Below are 18,905 nucleotides of genomic sequence, written 5' to 3'. Positions count from 1 at the left end.
TTCTACTGGAATTGAGGAGTGCTATGGATATCACTGAGCTGCTGGCGTTCAGCGCCAAACAAGGAGCATCCGACCTGCACCTGTCCGCGGGCCTGCCACCGATGATTCGGGTTGATGGCGATGTGCGGCGCATCAACCTGCCGCCTCTGGACCACAAGGAAGTGCAGGCGCTGATCTACGACATCATGAACGACACCCAGCGGGCGGACTTCGAGAAGCACCTGGAAACCGACTTTTCCTTTGAATTGCCCGGCGTGGCGCGTTTTCGGGTCAACGCGTTCAACCAGAGCCGCGGTGCTGGCGCCGTGTTTCGCACCATTCCCTCCAGGGTCTTGAGCATGGAGGAGTTGGGCATGGGTGATGTGTTTCGCAAAATGACCGACGCTCCCCGTGGCCTGGTGCTGGTGACCGGCCCGACCGGCTCCGGCAAGTCCACGACGCTGGCGGCGATGATCGATTATCTGAACAATCATCGCCACCACCATATCCTCACTATTGAAGACCCTGTCGAGTTCGTCCACGAATCGCGCAAATGCCTGATCAATCAGCGTGAGGTCCACCGTGATACCCGCAGCTTTGCCACGGCCTTGCGTTCGGCCCTGCGCGAAGACCCGGATGTCATTCTGGTCGGCGAGATGCGCGACCTGGAAACCATTCGCCTGGCGCTGACCGCCGCCGAAACCGGTCATCTGGTGTTCGGCACGATGCACACCACCTCGGCGGCGAAGACCATTGACCGGATCATCGACGTGTTTCCGGGGGATGAAAAGTCGATGGTGCGTTCGATGCTGTCCGAATCGTTGCTGGCAGTGGTTTCCCAAACCCTGGTCAAGAAGATCGGCGGCGGGCGTACAGCCGCCCACGAGATCATGCTCGGCACGTCGGCGATCCGAAACCTGATCCGTGAAGACAAGGTGGCGCAGATGTATTCATCGATTCAGGCAGGAGGGTCGCTGGGCATGCAGACGCTGGACATGAGCCTGAAGGACCTGGTGACCAAGGGCCTGGTCACTCGCGACCATGCGCGGGAGAAGGCGCGGTCGCCGGATAATTTCTGAGGGGCTGGTACAGCATTGTGGCGAGGGAGCAAGCTCCCTCGCCACAAATGCCTGCCTCGGGAGGCAGGCGTTTTCAAATCAGCGCTGAACAACCCGCATCTGATGCGGTTCTTTTGGCAGAACCCGTTTTGCAACGGCGTAGTGGTTTTCCCAGTACGGCTTCTTCAGTGTGTCGATGGTCACCGACTTGCCACGACGCGGTGCGTGGATGAAGCGGTCGTTGCCCAGGTAGATGGCAACGTGATTGACTCGACGACTCTTGATGTTGAAGAAAATCAGGTCGCCCGGCTTCAAGTCGTTGCGATCGACTTTCTGGCCGTGACCGCTGGCCATGGCATTGGAAGTGCGTGGCAGGTCAAACGTGGCGTCGTTGAACGCGTATTTCACCAGGCCGCTGCAGTCGAAGCCTTTGCTCGGGCTGCTGCCGCCCCAACGATACGGTGTACCGAGGACGTTGACCGCGCGGCTCAGCACGTTGCTGCTTTCCTTGTTCGCCATCGGCGGAACCAGGCCACTTTTTTTGCTGGCCAGGTGTTGAGCGTGTTTGACTGACTTTTTGCTTTTGTTCGAAGGAGCAGAAGCATGGGATTTCGGGGTGTAACCATTAACGTTCGGAAGACGTTGCTCACGATTGGTGGCGTGGGCGGCCAGTGGCAATAATAGGCAAATGGTTAGCCATGTCTTTATAAATGGACGCATTAGGCAGGGCTCGTATGGGTTAGCGCGCAACTTTATAACAGCTTTTTTGTCCCTTCCGAGGCCGTTGGTCGATTCAACCTGGGGGTCAACGGAACCAAATAAGCGGCAAAAAGACGCAATTGTCGGACAGAAGTCAGGTGCTACAAGGCTTTGACGGGAGACAACGTACCATTTGCCATACGTCGGGTGCTCGTAAAAAAGTCACAAAGAATTCAAGAATATTTATCTATCGCGTGAATCGAGGTCATCCATGAACACCTATCAACAACCTGTTCCCCATCAAGATACCCACAGCAAAGTGATCGGTTATCTGCTGTGGATTTTCGGTTTCACCGGCGCTCACCGCTTTTATTACGGCAAGCCGGTCACGGGGACGATCTGGTTCTTCACTTTTGGCTTGCTGGGGATTGGCTGGTTGATCGACCTGTTTCTGATCCCGTCCATGGACCGTGAAGCTGATCTTCGGTTCAACGCCGGACCGATCGAATACAACGTTGCCTGGATTCTGCTGACGTTTCTCGGGGTGTTCGGTGTGCACCGGATGTATCAGGGGAAATGGATCAGCGGCTTGATCTACCTGCTGACGGGCGGACTGTTCTTCGTGGGAGTGCTGTATGACTTCTGGACGCTGAATGATCAGGTTTCGCTGCGTAACGCGCAGAACCGCTGATTAATTGTGGCGAGGGAGCAAGCTCCCTCGCCACAGGTTTTATGCCTGGTGACTGATCCGTCCATCCACCAGGGTGTAACGCACCAGGCCCGGCAGGCTGTGTCCGATGAACGGGCAGTTCTCGCCTTTGGACAGCCAGGTTTCCCCGGCCACGGTCGAGGCCGCGGGGTCGAACAGCACGATATCCGCCGCACCACCCACCGCCAGTTTGCCCGCCGGCAGGCGCAAGGCCTCGGCAGGACCGGCGCCAAGGCGCGCCAGCAGGGTCGGCAAGTCCAGCAAACCGTCTTCCACCAGTGTCATCGCCAATGGCAGCAGCAGTTCGACGCTGCTGATGCCGGGCTCGGTGGCACCGAACGGCGCCAGCTTGGCATCGCGCTCGTGGGGTTGGTGGTGGCTGGAAATCGCCGAAACCACGCCCGACTTCACTGCCGCGCGCAGGCCCTCGCGGTCGGCGCCGGTACGGAGCGGAGGCTGGACGTGATACAGGCTGTTGAAGTCGATCAGCGCTTCGTCCGTCAGGATCAGCTGGTACAGGGCGACATCCGCCGTAACCTTCAGGCCGCGGGCCTGGGCCTGGGCGATCAGGGCCACACCGCGCGCGCTGGTGAGTTGGCTGAAGTGCGCGCGCACGCCGGTTTGCTCGACCAGCAACAGGTCCCGGGCCAGGGCCACGGTCTCGGCGGTTTCCGGAATGCCCGGCAAGCCGAGGAAGCTGGCGGTCGGGCCTTCGTGGGCCAAACCACCTTCGGCCAGATCATGGTCCTGGGAATTGAAAATCACCGTCAGGTCGAAGGTTGCCGCGTACTCCAGTGCCCGGCACAGGGTACGGGTGTTGCGGAAGCTCTCCAGTCCGTTGCCGAAGGCTACGCAGCCGGCATCGCGCAGCGCGACCAGCTCTGCCAGCTGTTCGCCGTCCAGGCCTTTGCTCAGGGCGCCGATCGGGAAGACTTTGGTGTTGCCGGCCTCGCGGGCGCGGTCGAGGATCAGTTCGGCCACCGCCGAGGTGTCCAGTACCGGTTTGGTTTTTGGCGGGCAGCACAGGCTGGTCACGCCACCGGCCGCAGCTGCGCGGGTTTCGCTGACGATCGAGCCTTTACGGCTGTAGCCCGGCTCGCGCAGGGCAACGTTGAGGTCAACCAGGCCAGGGGCGGCCACCAGGCCTTTGGCGTCGAGGGTGTCGACGGCGACAAAACCGGCCGGTGCGGCGCCAATGGCGACGATCTTGCAGGCTTCAATGTGGATATCGGTTACTTGATCCAGGCCGCTGGCTGGATCGATCACGCGGGCGCCGAGAATGCTGAGCTTCACTGGGCGTTCTCCTGCTCGAATTGGCGCTGGGCTGTCTGCCCGCTCATGGCCATGGACAGCACGGCCATACGAATGGCGATGCCGTAGGTCACCTGATTGAGGATCACCGAGTGCGGGCCGTCGGCCACCGCCGACTCAATCTCCACGCCACGGTTGATCGGCCCCGGGTGCATCACGATGGCATCGGGCTTGGCGCCGGCCAGGCGCGCGGTGGTCAGGCCGAACAGGCGGTAGAACTCGCCTTCGCTCGGCAGCAGGCCGCCGGTCATGCGCTCGCGCTGCAGGCGCAACATGATCACCACGTCGACGTCTTTCAGGCCTTCGGTCATGTCGGTGTAGACCTTCACGCCGTATTGTTCGATACCGATCGGCAGCAGGGTTTTCGGGGCGATTACGCGGATATCGGGGCAGCCCAGGGTCTTCAGCGCGAGCATGTTCGAGCGCGCCACCCGCGAGTGCAGGATGTCGCCGACGATGGCCACCGAGAGGTTCTCGAAGCCGCCCTTGTGCCGGCGGATGGTGAGCATGTCGAGCATGCCCTGGGTCGGGTGGGCGTGACGGCCGTCGCCGCCGTTGATGATCGCCACTTGCGGGCAGACATGCTCGGCGATGAAGTGCGCGGCGCCGGAGTCACCGTGACGCACGACGAACATGTCGGCCGCCATGGCTTCCAGGTTGCGCAAGGTGTCGAGCAGGGTTTCACCCTTGCTCGCCGACGACGTGGACACGTTCAAAGTGATCACGTCAGCCGACAGGCGCTGGGCCGCCAGTTCGAAGGTGGTGCGGGTGCGGGTGGAGTTCTCGAAGAACACGTTGCACACGGTCTTGCCGCGCAGCAGCGGGACTTTCTTCACCGCCCGGGCGCCGACTTCGAGGAACGAGTCGGCGGTGTCGAGGATTTCCGTCAGCAGCTCGCGGCGCAAACCGTCGAGCGAGAGGAAGTGGCGCAGCTGGCCCTGATCATTGAGCTGCAGCGGGCGCTTGGTTTCTAGAGGCGTCATCGCAAGGGGGACTCTCAATAGGGCGAATTAAAGGGCGAGGTCTTGCACTTCGAGCTTGAGCTCCGGGCCGGACAGCTTCACGCGCTCGTGGGCCGCGAGTGACAGCGTCGCACCGACCACGTTCGGGCGGATCGGCAGCTCGCCGGCGTCCAGGTCCAGCAGGCAGACCAGCGTCACGCTGGCCGGACGCCCGTAGTCGAAGAGTTCGTTCATGGCCGCGCGGATGGTCCGGCCGCTCATCAGTACGTCGTCGATCAGCACCAGGTGCTGGCCTTCGATTTCGAACGGCAGGGCAGACGGACGCACTTGCGGGTGCAGGCCGTTCTGGCTGAAGTCGTCGCGGTAGAAGGAAACATCGAGCGTGCCGAGGGGCTCGTGGCTGCCCAGCTCTTTGAGCAGAGCCTGGGCGACCCAGACGCCGCCGGTACGAATACCGATGAAGCGCGGTTCGCTGATGCCACGGTGTTCCAGGTGTGCCTTGAGACGGATCGCCATCTGGCTGATCAGTTCGGTGGGATTGGGCAGGCTCATGGTTGCTCCTTCTTGGGCCCGAGTCGGGTTGTGCTTGGGTTGGCTCGGGTTGTAGCTAAAAGAGGCGCGTGGCGACTCTTCAGGGTTAGGTGCATCAGGATTCGAACAATGCGCTGTTTTCGTCGAGCCAGCCTTGCAGCAACAGGGCGGCGGCGATGGCATCGACCGGGTTATCGCGGTAACTGCCTTTCTGGCCGCCACGATCACGTCGTTCGCCTTTGGCTTCGAACGTGGTCAGGCGTTCGTCGTGGGTATAGAAGGGCAGATTGAAACGACCGTTCAGGCGGCGGGCGAACTTTTCCGCGCGGGCGCACATCTCGCTGGGCGTGCCGTCCATGTTCAGCGGCAGGCCGACCACCACGGCGTCGGGCTTCCATTCCTTGATCAGGGCTTCGACCTGATCCCAGTCGGGAATGCCGTTCTGCGCTTTCAGGGTGCACAGTTCGCGGGCCTGGCCGGTAATCACCTGGCCTACCGCAACGCCGATCTGTTTGGTGCCGTAGTCGAATCCCAGGATCAGCCGCAGGGCCATCAGGCGTGCCCCGCCTGGCTGGTGAGCAGGCTGAGGTTGACGCCCAGATGTTTGGCGGCCGCTTCCAGGCGCAATTCACTGCTGGTGTTGAACAGGACGTCAGCGTCGAACGGGCAGGTCAGCCAGGCGTTCTGCGCCAGTTCGGCTTCCAGTTGCCCGGCTTCCCAGCCGGCATACCCGAGGGCGATCAGGCTTTTCGCCGGGCCGACGCCATCGGCGATGGCGAACAGCACGTCCTGGGAGGTCGACAGGGATAAATCGCCTTCCAGATCAACGGTCGCCTGATAGCGCTGCCCCGAGGGATGCAGGACAAACCCGCGATCGGTCTGCACCGGGCCGCCGATGAAAATCGGCACGTGCTGGCAGAGTGCAGGAGGTTCGATATCCGGGCGCAATTGCTCGAGGATATCGGCCAGGTTCAGGTCCTGCGGACGGTTGACCACCAGCCCCATGGCACCATTGGCCGTGTGCTCGACGATGTAGGTCAAGGTGTGCGCAAAGTTCGGGTCGACCATGTGTGGCATGGCGATCAGGAAGTGGTGCTTGAGGTAGCTGGGGCTGACGTTTTTCATGAGCGCTAGTGTGGCGTTGGAGGGGCGAACTGACAAGCTGGGGATGCGCAGGAAATGCCGCAAATTGCTGTTGGCGACACAAACCCTGTAGGAGCGAGCTTGCTCGCGATGGTCGTCAACGATAACGCCGCAAGGTTGATACTACGCGGTGCTCTCAGATTTATCGCGAGCAAGCTCGCTCCTACAGGGGGATTTGGGTTGGTATCAGTTGCTTGAGAGGCGATCGCCGCGGGCAAACTTCCAGGTGCGAATGATTTCCAGGCGGTCAATATCCGACAGATCCCCGGTAAACGGAGCAAAGGGCGCTGCCAGCCGCACGATGCGCTGGGCCGCCTGATCGAGCAACGGTTGCCCGGAAGACTCCAGCACCAGCACCTCATACAGCGAACCGTCCCGGTTGATCGACACCATCAGGCGCAAATTGCCGTAAATCTGCTTGCGCCGGGCTTCGTCGGGGTAATTGAGGTTGCCGATGCGCTCGACCTTCTTGCGCCATTCGTCCTTGTACCAGGCGCCCTTGTCTTTCATGGTCGAGGCGGCGCTCAGGCGATGGATGCGCGGGCGCTTGGCGTACAACTGTTGTTCGTTGGCCAGTTCCGCTTCCAGGCTGGCGATGTCGCTGGATAACTGTTCGGTGTCAAACGTTGGCGCGGCGACCGCGGGTTTGATGTCGGTTTTGGGCTCTTCGGTCTTGGCGGCGGTTTTTTTCGGCTTCGGCGCGACGGTGGTCACGGCAGCCTTGGGCGGAGCGTCCCGCACTTCAGGCTTGGCCGCCGGCGGTGGCGTGACTTTCTGCACCTTGTTGTCCTGGAACGGCGCGACCTCGGTGGTCTTGGGAATGGCCTTTTTATCCAGGGTGCCGCTGCCTTGCTGGTTTTCCTGGGCGAGGAAATCAGCTTTCTCAGGCTTCCTTTCGCTTTTGAAAGTGGCGAGGGTGATTTCCAGGGTTTTGCTGATCTGCTGGGGCTCGACCATCGTGAAGCCGACACCCAGCAGCAAGGCCAGGTGAATCAGCGCCGCGAGAAACAGGGTAAAACCGAGGCGATCGGCCGGGCGCACGCCACGGTGGGCGAGTTCGACGGGCAGATCGGACGGGAGTGTCATGACAAGGAAACCAACATCGCGTTTTCACAGGCCGCGCATGATAACGCAATGTTGGTTTGGCTTTTCAACGAGCCTTGAGCTTCTGATCGATGGCATCCATCAGCAGGCCGCCGATGTCGGTGCCAAAGGCGTTGTCGATCTCGCGAATGCAGGTCGGGCTGGTGACGTTGATTTCCGTCAGATGCTCGCCGATCACATCCAGGCCTACGAACAGCAGGCCCTTTTCGCGCAGAGTCGGGCCGACTTGCGCGGCGATCCAGCGATCTTTATCGGTCAGCGGACGCGCTTCGCCACGGCCACCGGCGGCCAGGTTGCCACGGGTTTCGCCGGCAGCCGGAATGCGCGCCAGGCAGTAGTCCACCGGTTCGCCGTCGATCATCAGGATGCGTTTGTCACCATCGACGATGGCAGGCAGGTAACCCTGGATCATGATCTGCTGCTGACCGTGCAGGGTCAGGGTCTCGAGGATCACCGACAGGTTCGGGTGGCCCGCGGTGTGGCGGAAGATCGACGAGCCGCCCATGCCGTCCAGCGGCTTGAGGATCACGTCCCCATGGTGGTCGGCGAACTCGCGCAGCACATCCGGGCGACGGCTGACGATGGTCGGCGGCGTGCACTGCGGGAACAGCGTGGCGAACAGTTTTTCGTTGCAGTCACGCAGGCTCTGCGGTTTGTTGACCACCAGCACGCCAGCGCTTTCGGCTTGCTCGAGCAGATACGTGGTGTAGACGAATTCCATGTCGAACGGCGGATCCTTGCGCATCAGGATCACGTCCAGATCGCTCAGCAGATTGTCCTGCTCGGCGTCCAGTTCGAACCATTTTTCCGGATTGGCGAAGACCTTCAGCGGACGCATCCGCGCGCGTGCCTGGCCTTCGGCCTGGTACAGGTCACGCTGCTCCATATAGAACAGTTCCCAGCCGCGCTTCTGCGCAGCCAGCAGCATGGCCAGCGAGCTATCCTTTTTATAGGAAATGCTGGCAATAGGGTCCATGACAATCCCGACGCGAACGCTCATGGGTGTTTCCTCGAAAGTAGGGGCGTATGTGTGATCTGTAGGAGCGAGCCTGCTCCGGGCAGCTCGCTCCTACAAAAGATCAGGCCGTAAAGTGGCGTCAGAGTGGCGCTGAGTGTGTTCCCGGTCAAGGAAAAACCACCTCGGAGGTTGGCCGATAGATTGGTGTTGGAGACTGTGCTAAAAAGACTGCCAAGTTGTACTGGCCCTTGAGTATCAAGGGTTTCTGGCCGCCATTAACCGGCAAACGGACAATTTGATTCGCAAAGGCGACGGTAGAGCATTTATGGAACAGCATTCCAGCGCCTTGAAGGTCATGGTCATCGACGATTCGAAGACGATTCGCCGAACCGCCGAAACGCTGTTGAAAAACGTAGGCTGTGAAGTGATCACGGCCATCGACGGTTTCGATGCCCTGGCCAAGATCGCCGACAATCACCCTGGCATCATCTTTGTCGACATCATGATGCCGCGTCTGGATGGCTATCAAACCTGCGCATTAATCAAGAACAACCCGGCTTTCAAGTCCACGCCAGTGATTATGCTGTCGTCCAAGGACGGGCTGTTCGACAAGGCCAAGGGGCGTATCGTCGGCTCCGACCAGTTTTTGACCAAGCCTTTCAGCAAGGAAGAACTGCTGAACGCGATCCAGGCCCATGTTCCGGGCTTTGCCGCCGTTTTGCCGCAGTAAGACACCTACAGTGACGCTCGGCCAACGGGCCTTGCGTCGACAAGAATGGGGAAGACCATGGCTCGTATCCTGATCGTCGATGATTCGCCGACTGAGATGTACAAACTGACCGGCATGCTGGAAAAGCACGGTCATGAAGTATTGAAAGCCGAAAACGGCGCCGACGGCGTGGCCCTGGCCCGCCTGGAAAAGCCCGACGCGGTGCTGATGGACATCGTCATGCCCGGCCTCAACGGTTTCCAGGCGACCCGTCAGTTGACCAAAGACCCGGAAACCGGGCACATCCCGGTGATCATCATCACCACCAAGGATCAGGAAACCGACAAGGTCTGGGGCACACGCCAGGGGGCCAGGGACTACCTGACCAAGCCCGTCGACGAAGAAACCCTGATCAAGACCCTGAACAACGTCCTGCCCGGTTGATTGTCCGGTCATGACCGAGTCGCTGACCGCCTTCGAGCTGCTGCTGCAGATTGACCAGCGTTGTCGTCTGCTGGCCGCGGACTTGCCGTCCCAGCCACCCCGGCAGGACAGCTGGAGTGGCATCGGCTTTCGCGTGGGCGAGCACTGGTATGTTGCGCCCATGAGCGAAGTCGGCGAGGTGTTGCACGAGCCGCGCTTTACGCAACTGCCCGGGGTCAAGCCTTGGGTCAAGGGCGTGGCCAACCTACGCGGACGGTTGTTGCCGATCATGGACCTGTGTGGCTTCTTTGGTTACGAACTGTCGACCGCGCGAAGGCAGCGACGGGTATTGGTGGTGGAGTACGAAGATGTGTTTGCCGGCTTGATGGTCGACGAAGTCTTCGGCCTGCAGCACTTTGCTCAAGACAGCCTGAAGGCCGTGCCCGCTGACGAATTGCAGGGGCCGATGGCGGCATTTGTTGAAGGCTGTTTCCAGGGCGAGCAGAGTTGGCGGGTGTTCAGCCCGTTTGCGCTGGTACGCTCGCAAGGATTCATGAACGTGGCCCTGTAAACCCTGTGGGAGCGAGCCTGCTCGCGATTGAACGATAACGCGGTTTTCCTGATGCGCCGCGGCGCCTGAATCGCGAGCAGGCTCGCTCCTACAGGTACTTCGGCAAGCTTTAAAGGGTGTTGGTGACCGATGATAAAAGCAAAAGCAGGCAAGCCAATGGAAGGGTCGCGCAGCCGGTCGCAGATCATTGTGCTGTTTATCGCACTGATCATCTTCATCATGCTGTTGTTCGCCAACTTCGCGTACCTCAACACCCAGGCCACTTACGATAAGCAGTACATCGGCCACGCTGGCGAATTGCGCGTGCTGTCCCAGCGCATTGCCAAAAACGCCACCGAGGCCGCCGCCGGCAAGGCTGCGGCATTCAAGCTGCTCAGCGATGCGCGCAACGATTTTGCCCAGCGCTGGGGCTATCTGAAAAAAGGCGATCCGGCGACCGGCTTGCCGCCAGCGCCGGCGACCGTGCGCCCGGAAATGCGCGCCGTGCAACTGGATTGGGAGCGCCTGCTGAAAAACACCGACGCCATTCTCTCCAGCGAGCAGACCGTGTTGTCACTGCATCAGGTGGCCGCCACCCTCGCCGAAACCGTGCCGCAGCTGCAGGTCGAATACGAAAAGGTGGTGGAAATCCTGCTGCAGCGCGGTGCTCCGGCGGGTCAGGTGGCGATGGCCCAACGTCAATCGCTGCTGGCTGAGCGGATTCTCGGCGCGGTAAACACGGTGTTGTCCGGCGATGAAAATTCGCAACAGGCTGCCGACGCTTTCGGTCGCGACGCGGCGCGTTTCGGCCTGGTGCTCAACGGCATGCTCCAGGGCAACCTGTCGCAGAGGATCAGCCAGGTCGAAGATCGCGATGCGCGCGCGCGACTGACCGAAATTTCCGAGCTGTTCGAGTTTGTCTCGGGTTCAGTGGATGAAATCCTCGAAACCTCGCCCGAACTGTTCAAGGTGCGCGAATCGGCCACCAACATTTTCAGCCTGTCGCAAACCCTGCTCGATGAAGCCTCGCACCTGGCCAGCGGTTTCGAAAACCTGGCGGGCGGGCGCACCACCGATACCATTGGCGGTTACGTGTTGGGTCTGTTGGCGTTGGCCTCCATCATCCTCATTGGCCTGGTGATGGTGCGTGAAACCAATCGCCAGCTGCGGGAAACTGCCGAGAAAAATGAGCGCAACCAGAACGCGATCATGCGCCTGCTCGATGAGATCGAGGACCTGGCCGATGGCGACCTGACGGTCACGGCATCGGTCACCGAAGATTTCACCGGCACCATCGCCGACTCGATCAATTACTCCGTGGATCAACTGCGCGACCTGGTGGCGACCATCAACCTGACGGCCGGCCAGGTGGCGGCCGCCGTGCAGGAAACCCAGGCCACCGCCATGCACCTGGCGCAGGCGTCGGAGCATCAGGCGCAGCAGATTGCCGAAGCCTCTACCGCCATCAATGAGATGGCCGAATCCATCGACCAGGTGTCGGCCAACGCTGCCGAATCGTCGGCGGTGGCCGAACGCTCGGTGGAAATCGCCAACAAGGGCAACGAGGTGGTGCACAACACCATCCACGGCATGGACAACATCCGTGAACAGATTCAGGACACCGCCAAGCGGATCAAACGTCTTGGCGAGTCTTCCCAGGAAATCGGCGACATTGTCAGCCTGATCGATGACATTGCCGATCAAACCAACATCCTCGCCCTCAATGCGGCGATCCAGGCGTCCATGGCCGGTGATGCCGGGCGCGGTTTTGCGGTGGTCGCCGATGAAGTGCAGCGTCTGGCCGAGCGCTCGTCCGCCGCGACCCGGCAGATCGAAACACTGGTGCGGGCGATTCAGACCGACACCAACGAAGCCGTGATTTCCATGGAACAGACCACCACCGAAGTGGTGCGGGGTGCGCGGCTGGCGCAGGATGCGGGTGTGGCCCTGGAAGAAATCGAAGGGGTTTCCAAGACACTGGCGGCGCTGATCCAGAGTATTTCCAATGCCGCACAACAACAGACGTCGTCTGCCGGTCAGATTTCCCTGACGATGAATGTGATCCAGCAAATCACGACGCAGACCTCGTCAGGTTCCACCGCCACTGCCGAGAGCATTGGCAACCTGGCGAAGATGGCCAGCCAGTTGCGGCGGTCGGTGTCCGGTTTCACCTTGCCGGCCGCCAAGGCGCAGGCGACGGACAAAGCTTGAACCGCCTGCGGGCGTTGGCATTTTGACTGAAGTGGTAACTGAGGTGGTTATGGGTGATCGGCACGACTATGTGGCCCTCGAATGGGTCAAAGGCGAGATTGCCGAAACGCTGAAGCAGGCTCATCACGCCATCGAAACCCTGCTGGATGATCCGCAGGCGACGCACGCGCTGGGCGATTGCCTGGCGTGCATTCATCAGGTTCACGGCAGTTTGCAGATGGTCGAATTCTACGGCGCGGCCTTGCTCGCCGAAGAGATGGAGCAGCTTGTAAGCGCCCTGCAACAGGGCCGCGTCAGCCATCGTGACGAGGCGCTGCACCTGCTGATGCAAGCCTTGGGGCAACTGCCGATCTACCTCGACCGGGTTCAGGGTGCGCGACGCGACCTGCCGCTGGTGGTGCTGCCGCTGATCAACGACCTGCGCAGCGCCCGTGGCGAAGGCCTGTTGTCGGAAACCAGCCTGTTCAGCCCGCTGCTGCCCGATCTGCCGCCGCTGGACGAAGCGTCGCTGGCGCATCTGGAACCGCCGGACCTGCCGAGCGTGCTGCGCAAGTTGCGGCAAATGTTGCAGATGGCCCTGGTTGGCTTGCTCCGCGAGCAGGATGACGAGACCAATCTCGGTTATCTGGCCAAGGTATTCAGTCGCCTCGAAAGCCTGTGCGGTAACGCACCCCTGAGCCCGTTGTGGCAGATCGCCGCGGCGCTGGTCGAAGGCATGCGCGCCGGTGCGATTGCCAACAGCCCTGCCTTGCGCAGCCTGTTCAAGGAAGCCGACAAAGAACTCAAACGCCTGCTCGAACAGGGCATGCCCGCCATCAATCAACCGGCGCCGCCGGAGCTGCTCAAGAGTTTGCTGTTCTACATAGCCAAAGCCGAACACCCCACCGGGCAGATGCTGACCATGAAAGATCGCTACGGACTGGATGACGCGCTGCCTGACAGCGCAATGGTCGATGAGGAACGTGCACGACTGGCAGGGCCTGACCGCGACGCCATGCGTTCGGTACTGGCGGCACTGTGCGAGGAGCTGGTGCGGGTCAAGGAGCGCCTGGACCTGTTCGTGCGCAGCGACCGTCAACACGCTTCCGATCTCGACAGCCTGCTGGCGCCGCTGCGGCAAATCGCCGACACCCTGGCGGTGTTGGGTTTCGGTCAGCCGCGCAAGGTCATCATTGACCAATTGGCGGTGGTCCTGAGCCTCGCCCAGGGCCAGCGCGCACCCGATGACGCGATTCTCATGGACGTCGCCGGGGCCTTGCTCTACGTCGAAGCGACGCTGGCCGGCATGGTCGGCACCGTGGAGCCGGAGAGTCAGGAAGAAAGCCGTCTGCCAACCACCGACCTGACGCAGATTCACCAGATCGTGATCAAGGAAGCGCGCATCTGCCTGCAACAGGCCAAGGACATGATCGTCGACTACATCGACGCCGACTGGGACCGTCAGCATTTACAGGCGCTGCCGGCCTTGCTGACCCAGGTTCGCGGTGCGCTGGCGATGATTCCGTTGAGCCGCGCGGCCAGCCTGATCGAAACCTGCAATCACTTCATCCGCGAGCACCTGTTGCTCGATCCCGGTCAGCCCGGCTGGCAGGAACTGGACAGCCTGGCCGACGTGATCGCCAGCCTCGAATACTATCTGGAGCGCCTCAACGATGACCCGGAAGCACCCGGTGAGTCGTTGCTCGATATCGCCGAAAAAAGCCTGGCGTCACTCGGTTTCTTCCCTAGCGAACAGCATGTGCCGGTGCTCGAGGATGTACTGAGTCCGAGCGAAGCGCAGGTCATGCAGCAGAGGCAGGAACTGGACACCCCGGCCGTCGTCCAGACCCTGGCGGATGTGTTGGCCAGCCCTGTGTCGGCACTCAATCCGCCCGCCCAGACCACACCGGGCAGCCTGTTGCCGCCGCCTGCCGGTGAAACACCGGTGGATGACGAGCTGCGCGAAGTGTTCCTCGAAGAGACCGACGAGGTGTTGGACATCCTGCGGGAATACCTGCCGCGCTGGTCGGCCAACCCTGATGACCCGTCAGCCCTGGGGGAAGTGCGTCGCGCTTTCCATACGCTGAAGGGCAGCGGCCGAATGGTCCGGGCACTGGTGCTCGGCGAACTGGCCTGGGCCGTGGAAAACCTGCTCAACCGTGTGCTGGAACACAGCGTCGCCCCGGGCGCTGCGGTGCAACAACTGCTGGGCGATGTGTTGGCGCTGTTGCCGGAGCTGGTGGCCGAATTTGCCGCCAATGCCCAACGCCAGCGTAACGACGTCGACCAACTGGCCGCCCGGGCCCATGCCCTGGCCAAGGGCGAGGCATTGGCCGCCGATGAAGATACCCAAGACGTCGCGGCCCTCGATCCTTTGTTGCTGGAGATCTTCCGCAAAGAAGCCGAATCCCATTTGAGCAGTCTCAATCGCTTTCTGGATCAGGCTGCCGAACACGTGCCGTTGCAGGCCAGCGATGAATTGCAGCGTGCCTTGCACACCCTCAAGGGCAGTGCGTCGATGGCCGGGGTGTTGCCGATTGCCGAGCTCGCCGCGCCGCTGGATCAACTGGCCCGGGAATACAAGGCCCACCAGATCGCCCTCGACCTGGACGAAGTCGAATTGCTGTTGGAAGCCGAAGGTTTGTTCCGCCTCGGTTTGCGCCAACTGAAGACGGACCCGTTGGCCGAGATCCCTGACGCGGCGGCATTGATCGAACGCACCCAGGCCTTGTTGGCCGAACGTCTGGCCAGCCTGTCGAACACCCCGAACACAGGCCTTCGCATCAAGCGCGATCCGCAGTTGATCAACAACTTTCTGGCCCAGGGCATGGACATCCTGCTGGACGCCGAAAGCCTGTTGCAACGCTGGCAGCAACACCCCGGCGAACGCCAGGAACTCAGTGCGCTGCTGGATGAATTGACCACCCTCGGCGAAGGTGCACACCTGGCCGATTTGCATCCGGTGGATGAGCTGTGCGAAGCCTTGCTCGACCTTTACGGTGCCGTGGAAGAAAGCAGCCTGGCGGTCAGCGAGGCGTTTTTCCATGAAGCGCAAAGTGCCCACGAAGCGCTGATCAACATGCTCGACGAACTGGCTGCCGGCCAGGAAGTCAGTCCGCGCCCGGAGCGGATTCGCGCCTTGCACGGCTTGCTCGATCAGAGCCTCGACCCGTCGGCCATGGGCCTGATCCGTAGCGACGGCAGCCGTACCCTGAGCATCCGCGAACTGTCCGATGCCACCGCCGAACTTGAAAACAGCCTGCCCCCTGTGGGCGCTGGCTTGCCAGCGATGGTCGTCAACGATGACGCGTTATCGCAGGATAAACGCGGCGCCTGTGAATCCATCGCGAGCAGGCTCGCTCCTACAAGGGAACACGAGCCGGACGACGAGATCGTTTCGATCTTCCTCGAAGAAGCCGCGGATATCCTTGAAAGCGCCGGTCCGGCCTTGCAGCGCTGGTTAAGCGAGCCGTCCAATGCTGCGCCGCTGTCGTCCTTGCAACGGGATTTGCATACCCTCAAAGGCGGCGCGCGCATGGCCGAGGTCGAGCCGGTCGGCGATCTGGCCCATGAACTGGAAAGCCTTTACGAAGGCCTGGTGGACCGCCGGTACAGCTACAGCGACGGGCTCGCTTCTTTGTTGCAACACAGCCACGATCGCTTGGCGCATTTGCTTGAACAGCTGCAACAGCATCAATCCCTCGACGATCCGGGCGAACTGATCGAAGCGATCCGTGCGTTCCGCCAGGGACACGCAGGCCATGCCGATCTGATCGAGCCGGCGGCCAGCAATGACTCGGCCCATCACGACAGCGAGCTGCTGGACATCTTCCTTGAGGAAGGTTTCGACATCATCGAAAGCTCCGGTGCGGCGCTGGTGCGCTGGCAGGCCGAGCCGTCGAATCGTCAGGAAGTGGAAACCCTGCTGCGCGACCTGCACACGCTCAAGGGCGGCGCACGCATGGTGGAGATCACCCCGATCGGCGATTTGGCCCATGAGCTGGAATTTCTCTACGAAGGTTTATCCGCCGGAGTACTGAAACCCACGGCGGCGTTGTTCGAGCTGCTGCAACGCAGCCATGATCGACTGGCGCAAATGCTCGACGCGACCCGCGCCGGCGAACCCTTGCCGCCGGCCGATCGACTGATCGACGCGATCAAGAATTTCAGCCACCCGGCGCTGCCTGAAACGCCAACGCCAATCGCGCTGCCCGCCGCTGCAAAAGCCGAAACCCCGCTGCAACCCGATGCCGGCGCCGACATGGTCAAGGTCTCGGCGGAACTGCTCGACGACCTGGTCAACCTGGCCGGCGAGTCATCGATTGTTCGCGGCCGCATCGAGCAGCAGGTCAGCGATGCGCAAATCGCCCTGAACGAGATGGAAACCACCATCGAGCGGATGCGCGATCAGTTGCGCCGCCTCGATATCGAAACCCAGGGCCGGATCCTCAGTCGCCAGCAAGTCGACGCCGAACGCCTGGGTTACGAAGAGTTCGATCCCCTGGAAATGGACCGGCACTCACAATTGCAGCAACTGTCGCGGGCACTGTTCGAGTCCGCTTCCGACCTGCTCGACCTCAAGGAAACCCTCGACCGGCGCAATCAGGACGCGGAAAACCTGCTGCAACAGCAGGGCCGTATCAACACCGAGCTGCAGGAAGGCCTGATGCGCACGCGCATGGTGCCGTTCGAAAAGATGCTGCCGCGCTTGAAACGCATCGTTCGTCAGGTTTCCGAGGAGTTGGGCAAGGACGTTGAGTTCATCGTCGAAAACGCCGAAGGCGAAATGGATCGCAACGTGCTCGAACGCATGGCGGCACCGCTGGAGCACATGCTGCGCAATGCCGTGGACCATGGACTTGAATCTGCCGAGGCGCGAATAGCGGCGGGTAAACCGGCCCAGGGACGGATCACCCTCGACCTGTTGCGCGAGGGTGGCGACATCATTTTCGATATCCGCGATGACGGTGCCGGCGTGCCGCTGGAGGCGGTGCGGCGCAAGGCGATCAAGCGCGGTCTGCTCGACCCGAACAGCGAAATCAGCGACCGCGACGTGCTGCAATTCATCCTGCAGCCGGGGTTCTCCACGGCCGAGAAAATCACCCAGATTTCCGGGCGCGGCGTCGGCATGGATGTCGTGCATGAAGAAGTCCGGCAACTGGGCGGCAGCATGAGTATTGATTCCGTGCCGGGGCAGGGCGTGCATTTCCGCATTCGCCTGCCGTTCACGGTGTCGGTCAACCGCGCGCTGATGGTGCAATGTGGCGAGGATCAATACGCGATCCCGTTGAACACCATCGACGGGATCGTCCGTGTGCTGCCAAACGAACTCGAAGGGCACTTCCGCCTCGACCCGCCGACCTATGAATACGCCGGGCAACGCTATGAACTGTGCTACCTGGGCGAACTGTTGAAAACCAGTCCACGGCCGAAGTTGCTGGGCCAGAACCTGCCGCTGCCGGTGCTGCTGGTGCAGTGCAACGAGCGGCACATCGCGGTGTTGGTCGACGCCATGGCCGGCACTCGCGAGATCGTGGTCAAGAGCCTCGGCCCGCAGTTCGCGGCCGTGCAGGGCGTTTCCGGCGCGACGATCCTGGGCGATGGCCGGGTGGTGCTGATTCTGGATTTGCTGGCGCCGATCCGCGCCCTGCAAGCCCATGTGCCACAGCGTCCGGCCAATCAAGACCTCGAGCCCGAGCCGCAACGGCCGTTGCTGATCATGGTGGTCGATGACTCGGTGACTGTACGCAAGGTCACCAGCCGCTTGCTCGAACGCCATGGCATGAACGTGCTGACGGCCAAGGACGGCGTCGACGCCATGTTGTTGCTCGAAGAGCACAGGCCGGACGTGATGCTGCTCGACATCGAAATGCCGCGCATGGACGGTTTCGAAGTGGCCAGGCAAGTCCGCAGTGACGAGCGTTTTCAGCACCTGCCCATCATCATGATTACTTCCCGCACCGGCCAGAAACACCGCGACCGCGCCATGGCCATCGGTGTCAACGACTACCTCGGCAAGCCGTACCAGGAATCGGTCCTGCTCGAAAGCATTGCCCTATGGAGCAAAACCCATGCTTGAGCGGCTGATCAACCCGCGCACCAGCCACCTCACTGGCCTTTTACTGCTCCTGGCTGACCGCAACCTGATCCTGCCCAACGTTGCGGTCGCCGAATTGATCGACTACCAGCCCGCCGCGTTCGACCTCGACTCGCCGCCCTGGTTTCTCGGGCGAGTACCGTGGCGCAACCGGCAAATCCCGCTGCTCAGTTTCGAGTCGGCGTGCGGCAGTAAAGTCGTTATCGGAGAGCGCGCGCGGATCGTCATCCTCAACGCCCTCGGCGGCCGCCCTGAATTGAAATTCATCGCCATGCTGGTCCAGGGAATTCCCCGCTCGTACAAGCTCGACAGTCAGTTGAGCTATGTCGACGTGCCGCTGTGTTCGCTGGAAAAAGCAGCGGTGCAAGTGGGCGATCAAGTGGCCAGGGTTCCGGATTTGCTGGGGTTGGAAGAGTTGCTGGTAGGGGCGGGGTTGGTTTGAAGGTTGATGATTCCCAAAAAGGGACCTAAAGTTCCCTTTT

At 61.4% G+C, this 18,905-nt stretch carries 16 protein-coding genes and 1 pseudogene; 9 read left to right on the top strand and 8 right to left on the bottom strand.

Annotation, left to right across the window (positions count from 1 at the left end; all coding sequences use genetic code 11):
* Nucleotides 1-23: 23 nt before the first annotated feature.
* Nucleotides 24-1,058 (top strand): type IV pilus twitching motility protein PilT, encoded by a 1,035-nt coding sequence (locus F7R06_RS03365; RefSeq protein WP_090326090.1) that lies wholly within the window; start codon nt 24-26, stop codon nt 1,056-1,058.
* 78 nt (nt 1,059-1,136) lie between these two features.
* Here the strand turns inward: F7R06_RS03365 and F7R06_RS03360 are convergent, their stop codons facing one another.
* Nucleotides 1,137-1,757 carry a C40 family peptidase gene (locus F7R06_RS03360; protein WP_090326087.1) on the bottom strand — a complete coding sequence of 207 codons (621 nt, stop codon included), beginning with the start codon at nt 1,755-1,757 and terminating at the stop codon, nt 1,137-1,139.
* A 250-nt stretch (nt 1,758-2,007) separates the two neighbouring features.
* On the opposite strand from F7R06_RS03360, the gene F7R06_RS03355 reads away from it, so the two are divergent.
* Nucleotides 2,008-2,427, top strand: coding sequence for an NINE protein (locus F7R06_RS03355; protein WP_090326084.1), 420 nt, complete (start codon nt 2,008-2,010; stop codon nt 2,425-2,427).
* 39 nt (nt 2,428-2,466) lie between these two features.
* Here F7R06_RS03355 and F7R06_RS03350 read toward each other — a convergent pair whose 3' ends face one another.
* The 5 genes from F7R06_RS03350 to F7R06_RS03330 form a co-directional block, all read right to left on the bottom strand.
* The gene (locus F7R06_RS03350; RefSeq protein ID WP_090326082.1) at nt 2,467-3,738 is read right to left on the bottom strand and encodes a dihydroorotase; all 1,272 of its coding nucleotides are present in this window, start codon (nt 3,736-3,738) and stop codon (nt 2,467-2,469) included.
* Nucleotides 3,735-4,739 (bottom strand): aspartate carbamoyltransferase catalytic subunit, encoded by a 1,005-nt coding sequence (locus F7R06_RS03345; RefSeq protein ID WP_007939362.1) that lies wholly within the window; start codon nt 4,737-4,739, stop codon nt 3,735-3,737. Before F7R06_RS03345 ends, F7R06_RS03350 begins: the two co-directional genes overlap by 4 nt.
* Before the next feature lie 27 nt (nt 4,740-4,766).
* On the bottom strand, nt 4,767-5,270 hold the full coding sequence (pyrR, locus tag F7R06_RS03340; RefSeq protein ID WP_090326079.1) for a bifunctional pyr operon transcriptional regulator/uracil phosphoribosyltransferase PyrR: 504 nt from the start codon (nt 5,268-5,270) through the stop codon (nt 4,767-4,769).
* Nucleotides 5,271-5,364: 94 nt separating this feature from the next.
* Entirely contained in the window at nt 5,365-5,802 is a 438-nt protein-coding gene (gene ruvX / locus F7R06_RS03335) for a Holliday junction resolvase RuvX (protein WP_090326077.1), read from the bottom strand.
* A complete protein-coding gene (locus F7R06_RS03330; protein ID WP_090326075.1) occupies nt 5,802-6,374 on the bottom strand; it encodes a YqgE/AlgH family protein in 573 nt (190 codons plus the stop codon). The genes ruvX and F7R06_RS03330 overlap by 1 nt, the downstream gene beginning before the upstream one ends.
* A gap of 108 nt (nt 6,375-6,482) precedes the next feature.
* On the opposite strand from F7R06_RS03330, the pseudogene F7R06_RS31345 reads away from it, so the two are divergent.
* Nucleotides 6,483-6,560 (top strand): annotated as a pseudogene (locus tag F7R06_RS31345) (outer membrane lipoprotein carrier protein LolA); the annotation flags it as partial.
* 18 nt (nt 6,561-6,578) lie between these two features.
* On the opposite strand, the gene F7R06_RS03325 reads toward F7R06_RS31345, so the two are convergent.
* Together F7R06_RS03325 and gshB are read right to left on the bottom strand one after the other, a co-directional pair.
* Nucleotides 6,579-7,478, bottom strand: coding sequence for an energy transducer TonB (locus tag F7R06_RS03325; protein WP_090326071.1), 900 nt, complete (start codon nt 7,476-7,478; stop codon nt 6,579-6,581).
* Between the two features lie 64 nt (nt 7,479-7,542).
* The gene (gshB, locus tag F7R06_RS03320) at nt 7,543-8,496 is read right to left on the bottom strand and encodes a glutathione synthase (protein WP_090326070.1); all 954 of its coding nucleotides are present in this window, start codon (nt 8,494-8,496) and stop codon (nt 7,543-7,545) included.
* 283 nt (nt 8,497-8,779) lie between these two features.
* Here gshB and pilG point away from each other — a divergent pair, with 283 nt between their 5' ends.
* The 6 genes from pilG to F7R06_RS03290 all read left to right on the top strand — a co-directional run bounded on the left by pilG (nt 8,780) and on the right by F7R06_RS03290 (nt 18,865).
* Nucleotides 8,780-9,184 carry a twitching motility response regulator PilG gene (pilG, locus tag F7R06_RS03315; RefSeq protein ID WP_090326068.1) on the top strand — a complete coding sequence of 135 codons (405 nt, stop codon included), beginning with the start codon at nt 8,780-8,782 and terminating at the stop codon, nt 9,182-9,184.
* A 57-nt stretch (nt 9,185-9,241) separates the two neighbouring features.
* Nucleotides 9,242-9,607, top strand: a complete 366-nt coding sequence (gene pilH, locus F7R06_RS03310) for a twitching motility response regulator PilH (protein WP_090326066.1) — start codon at nt 9,242-9,244, stop codon at nt 9,605-9,607.
* A 10-nt stretch (nt 9,608-9,617) separates the two neighbouring features.
* Complete coding sequence (locus tag F7R06_RS03305; protein ID WP_090326063.1) at nt 9,618-10,157, top strand: chemotaxis protein CheW; 540 nt, start codon at nt 9,618-9,620, stop codon at nt 10,155-10,157.
* Nucleotides 10,158-10,286: 129 nt separating this feature from the next.
* Entirely contained in the window at nt 10,287-12,347 is a 2,061-nt protein-coding gene (locus tag F7R06_RS03300) for a methyl-accepting chemotaxis protein (protein WP_090326060.1), read from the top strand.
* Between the two features lie 49 nt (nt 12,348-12,396).
* The gene (locus F7R06_RS03295; RefSeq protein WP_090326058.1) at nt 12,397-18,405 is read left to right on the top strand and encodes an Hpt domain-containing protein; all 6,009 of its coding nucleotides are present in this window, start codon (nt 12,397-12,399) and stop codon (nt 18,403-18,405) included.
* Complete coding sequence (locus F7R06_RS03290; RefSeq protein ID WP_090326055.1) at nt 18,398-18,865, top strand: chemotaxis protein CheW; 468 nt, start codon at nt 18,398-18,400, stop codon at nt 18,863-18,865. Before F7R06_RS03295 ends, F7R06_RS03290 begins: the two co-directional genes overlap by 8 nt.
* Nucleotides 18,866-18,905: the final 40 nt, after the last annotated feature.

Origin of the sequence: Pseudomonas moorei, from assembly GCF_008801475.1 — a bacterium.
Taxonomy (GTDB): Bacteria; Pseudomonadota; Gammaproteobacteria; order Pseudomonadales; family Pseudomonadaceae; genus Aquipseudomonas; species Aquipseudomonas moorei.
This window is presented reverse-complemented; position numbering and strand designations above follow the sequence as displayed.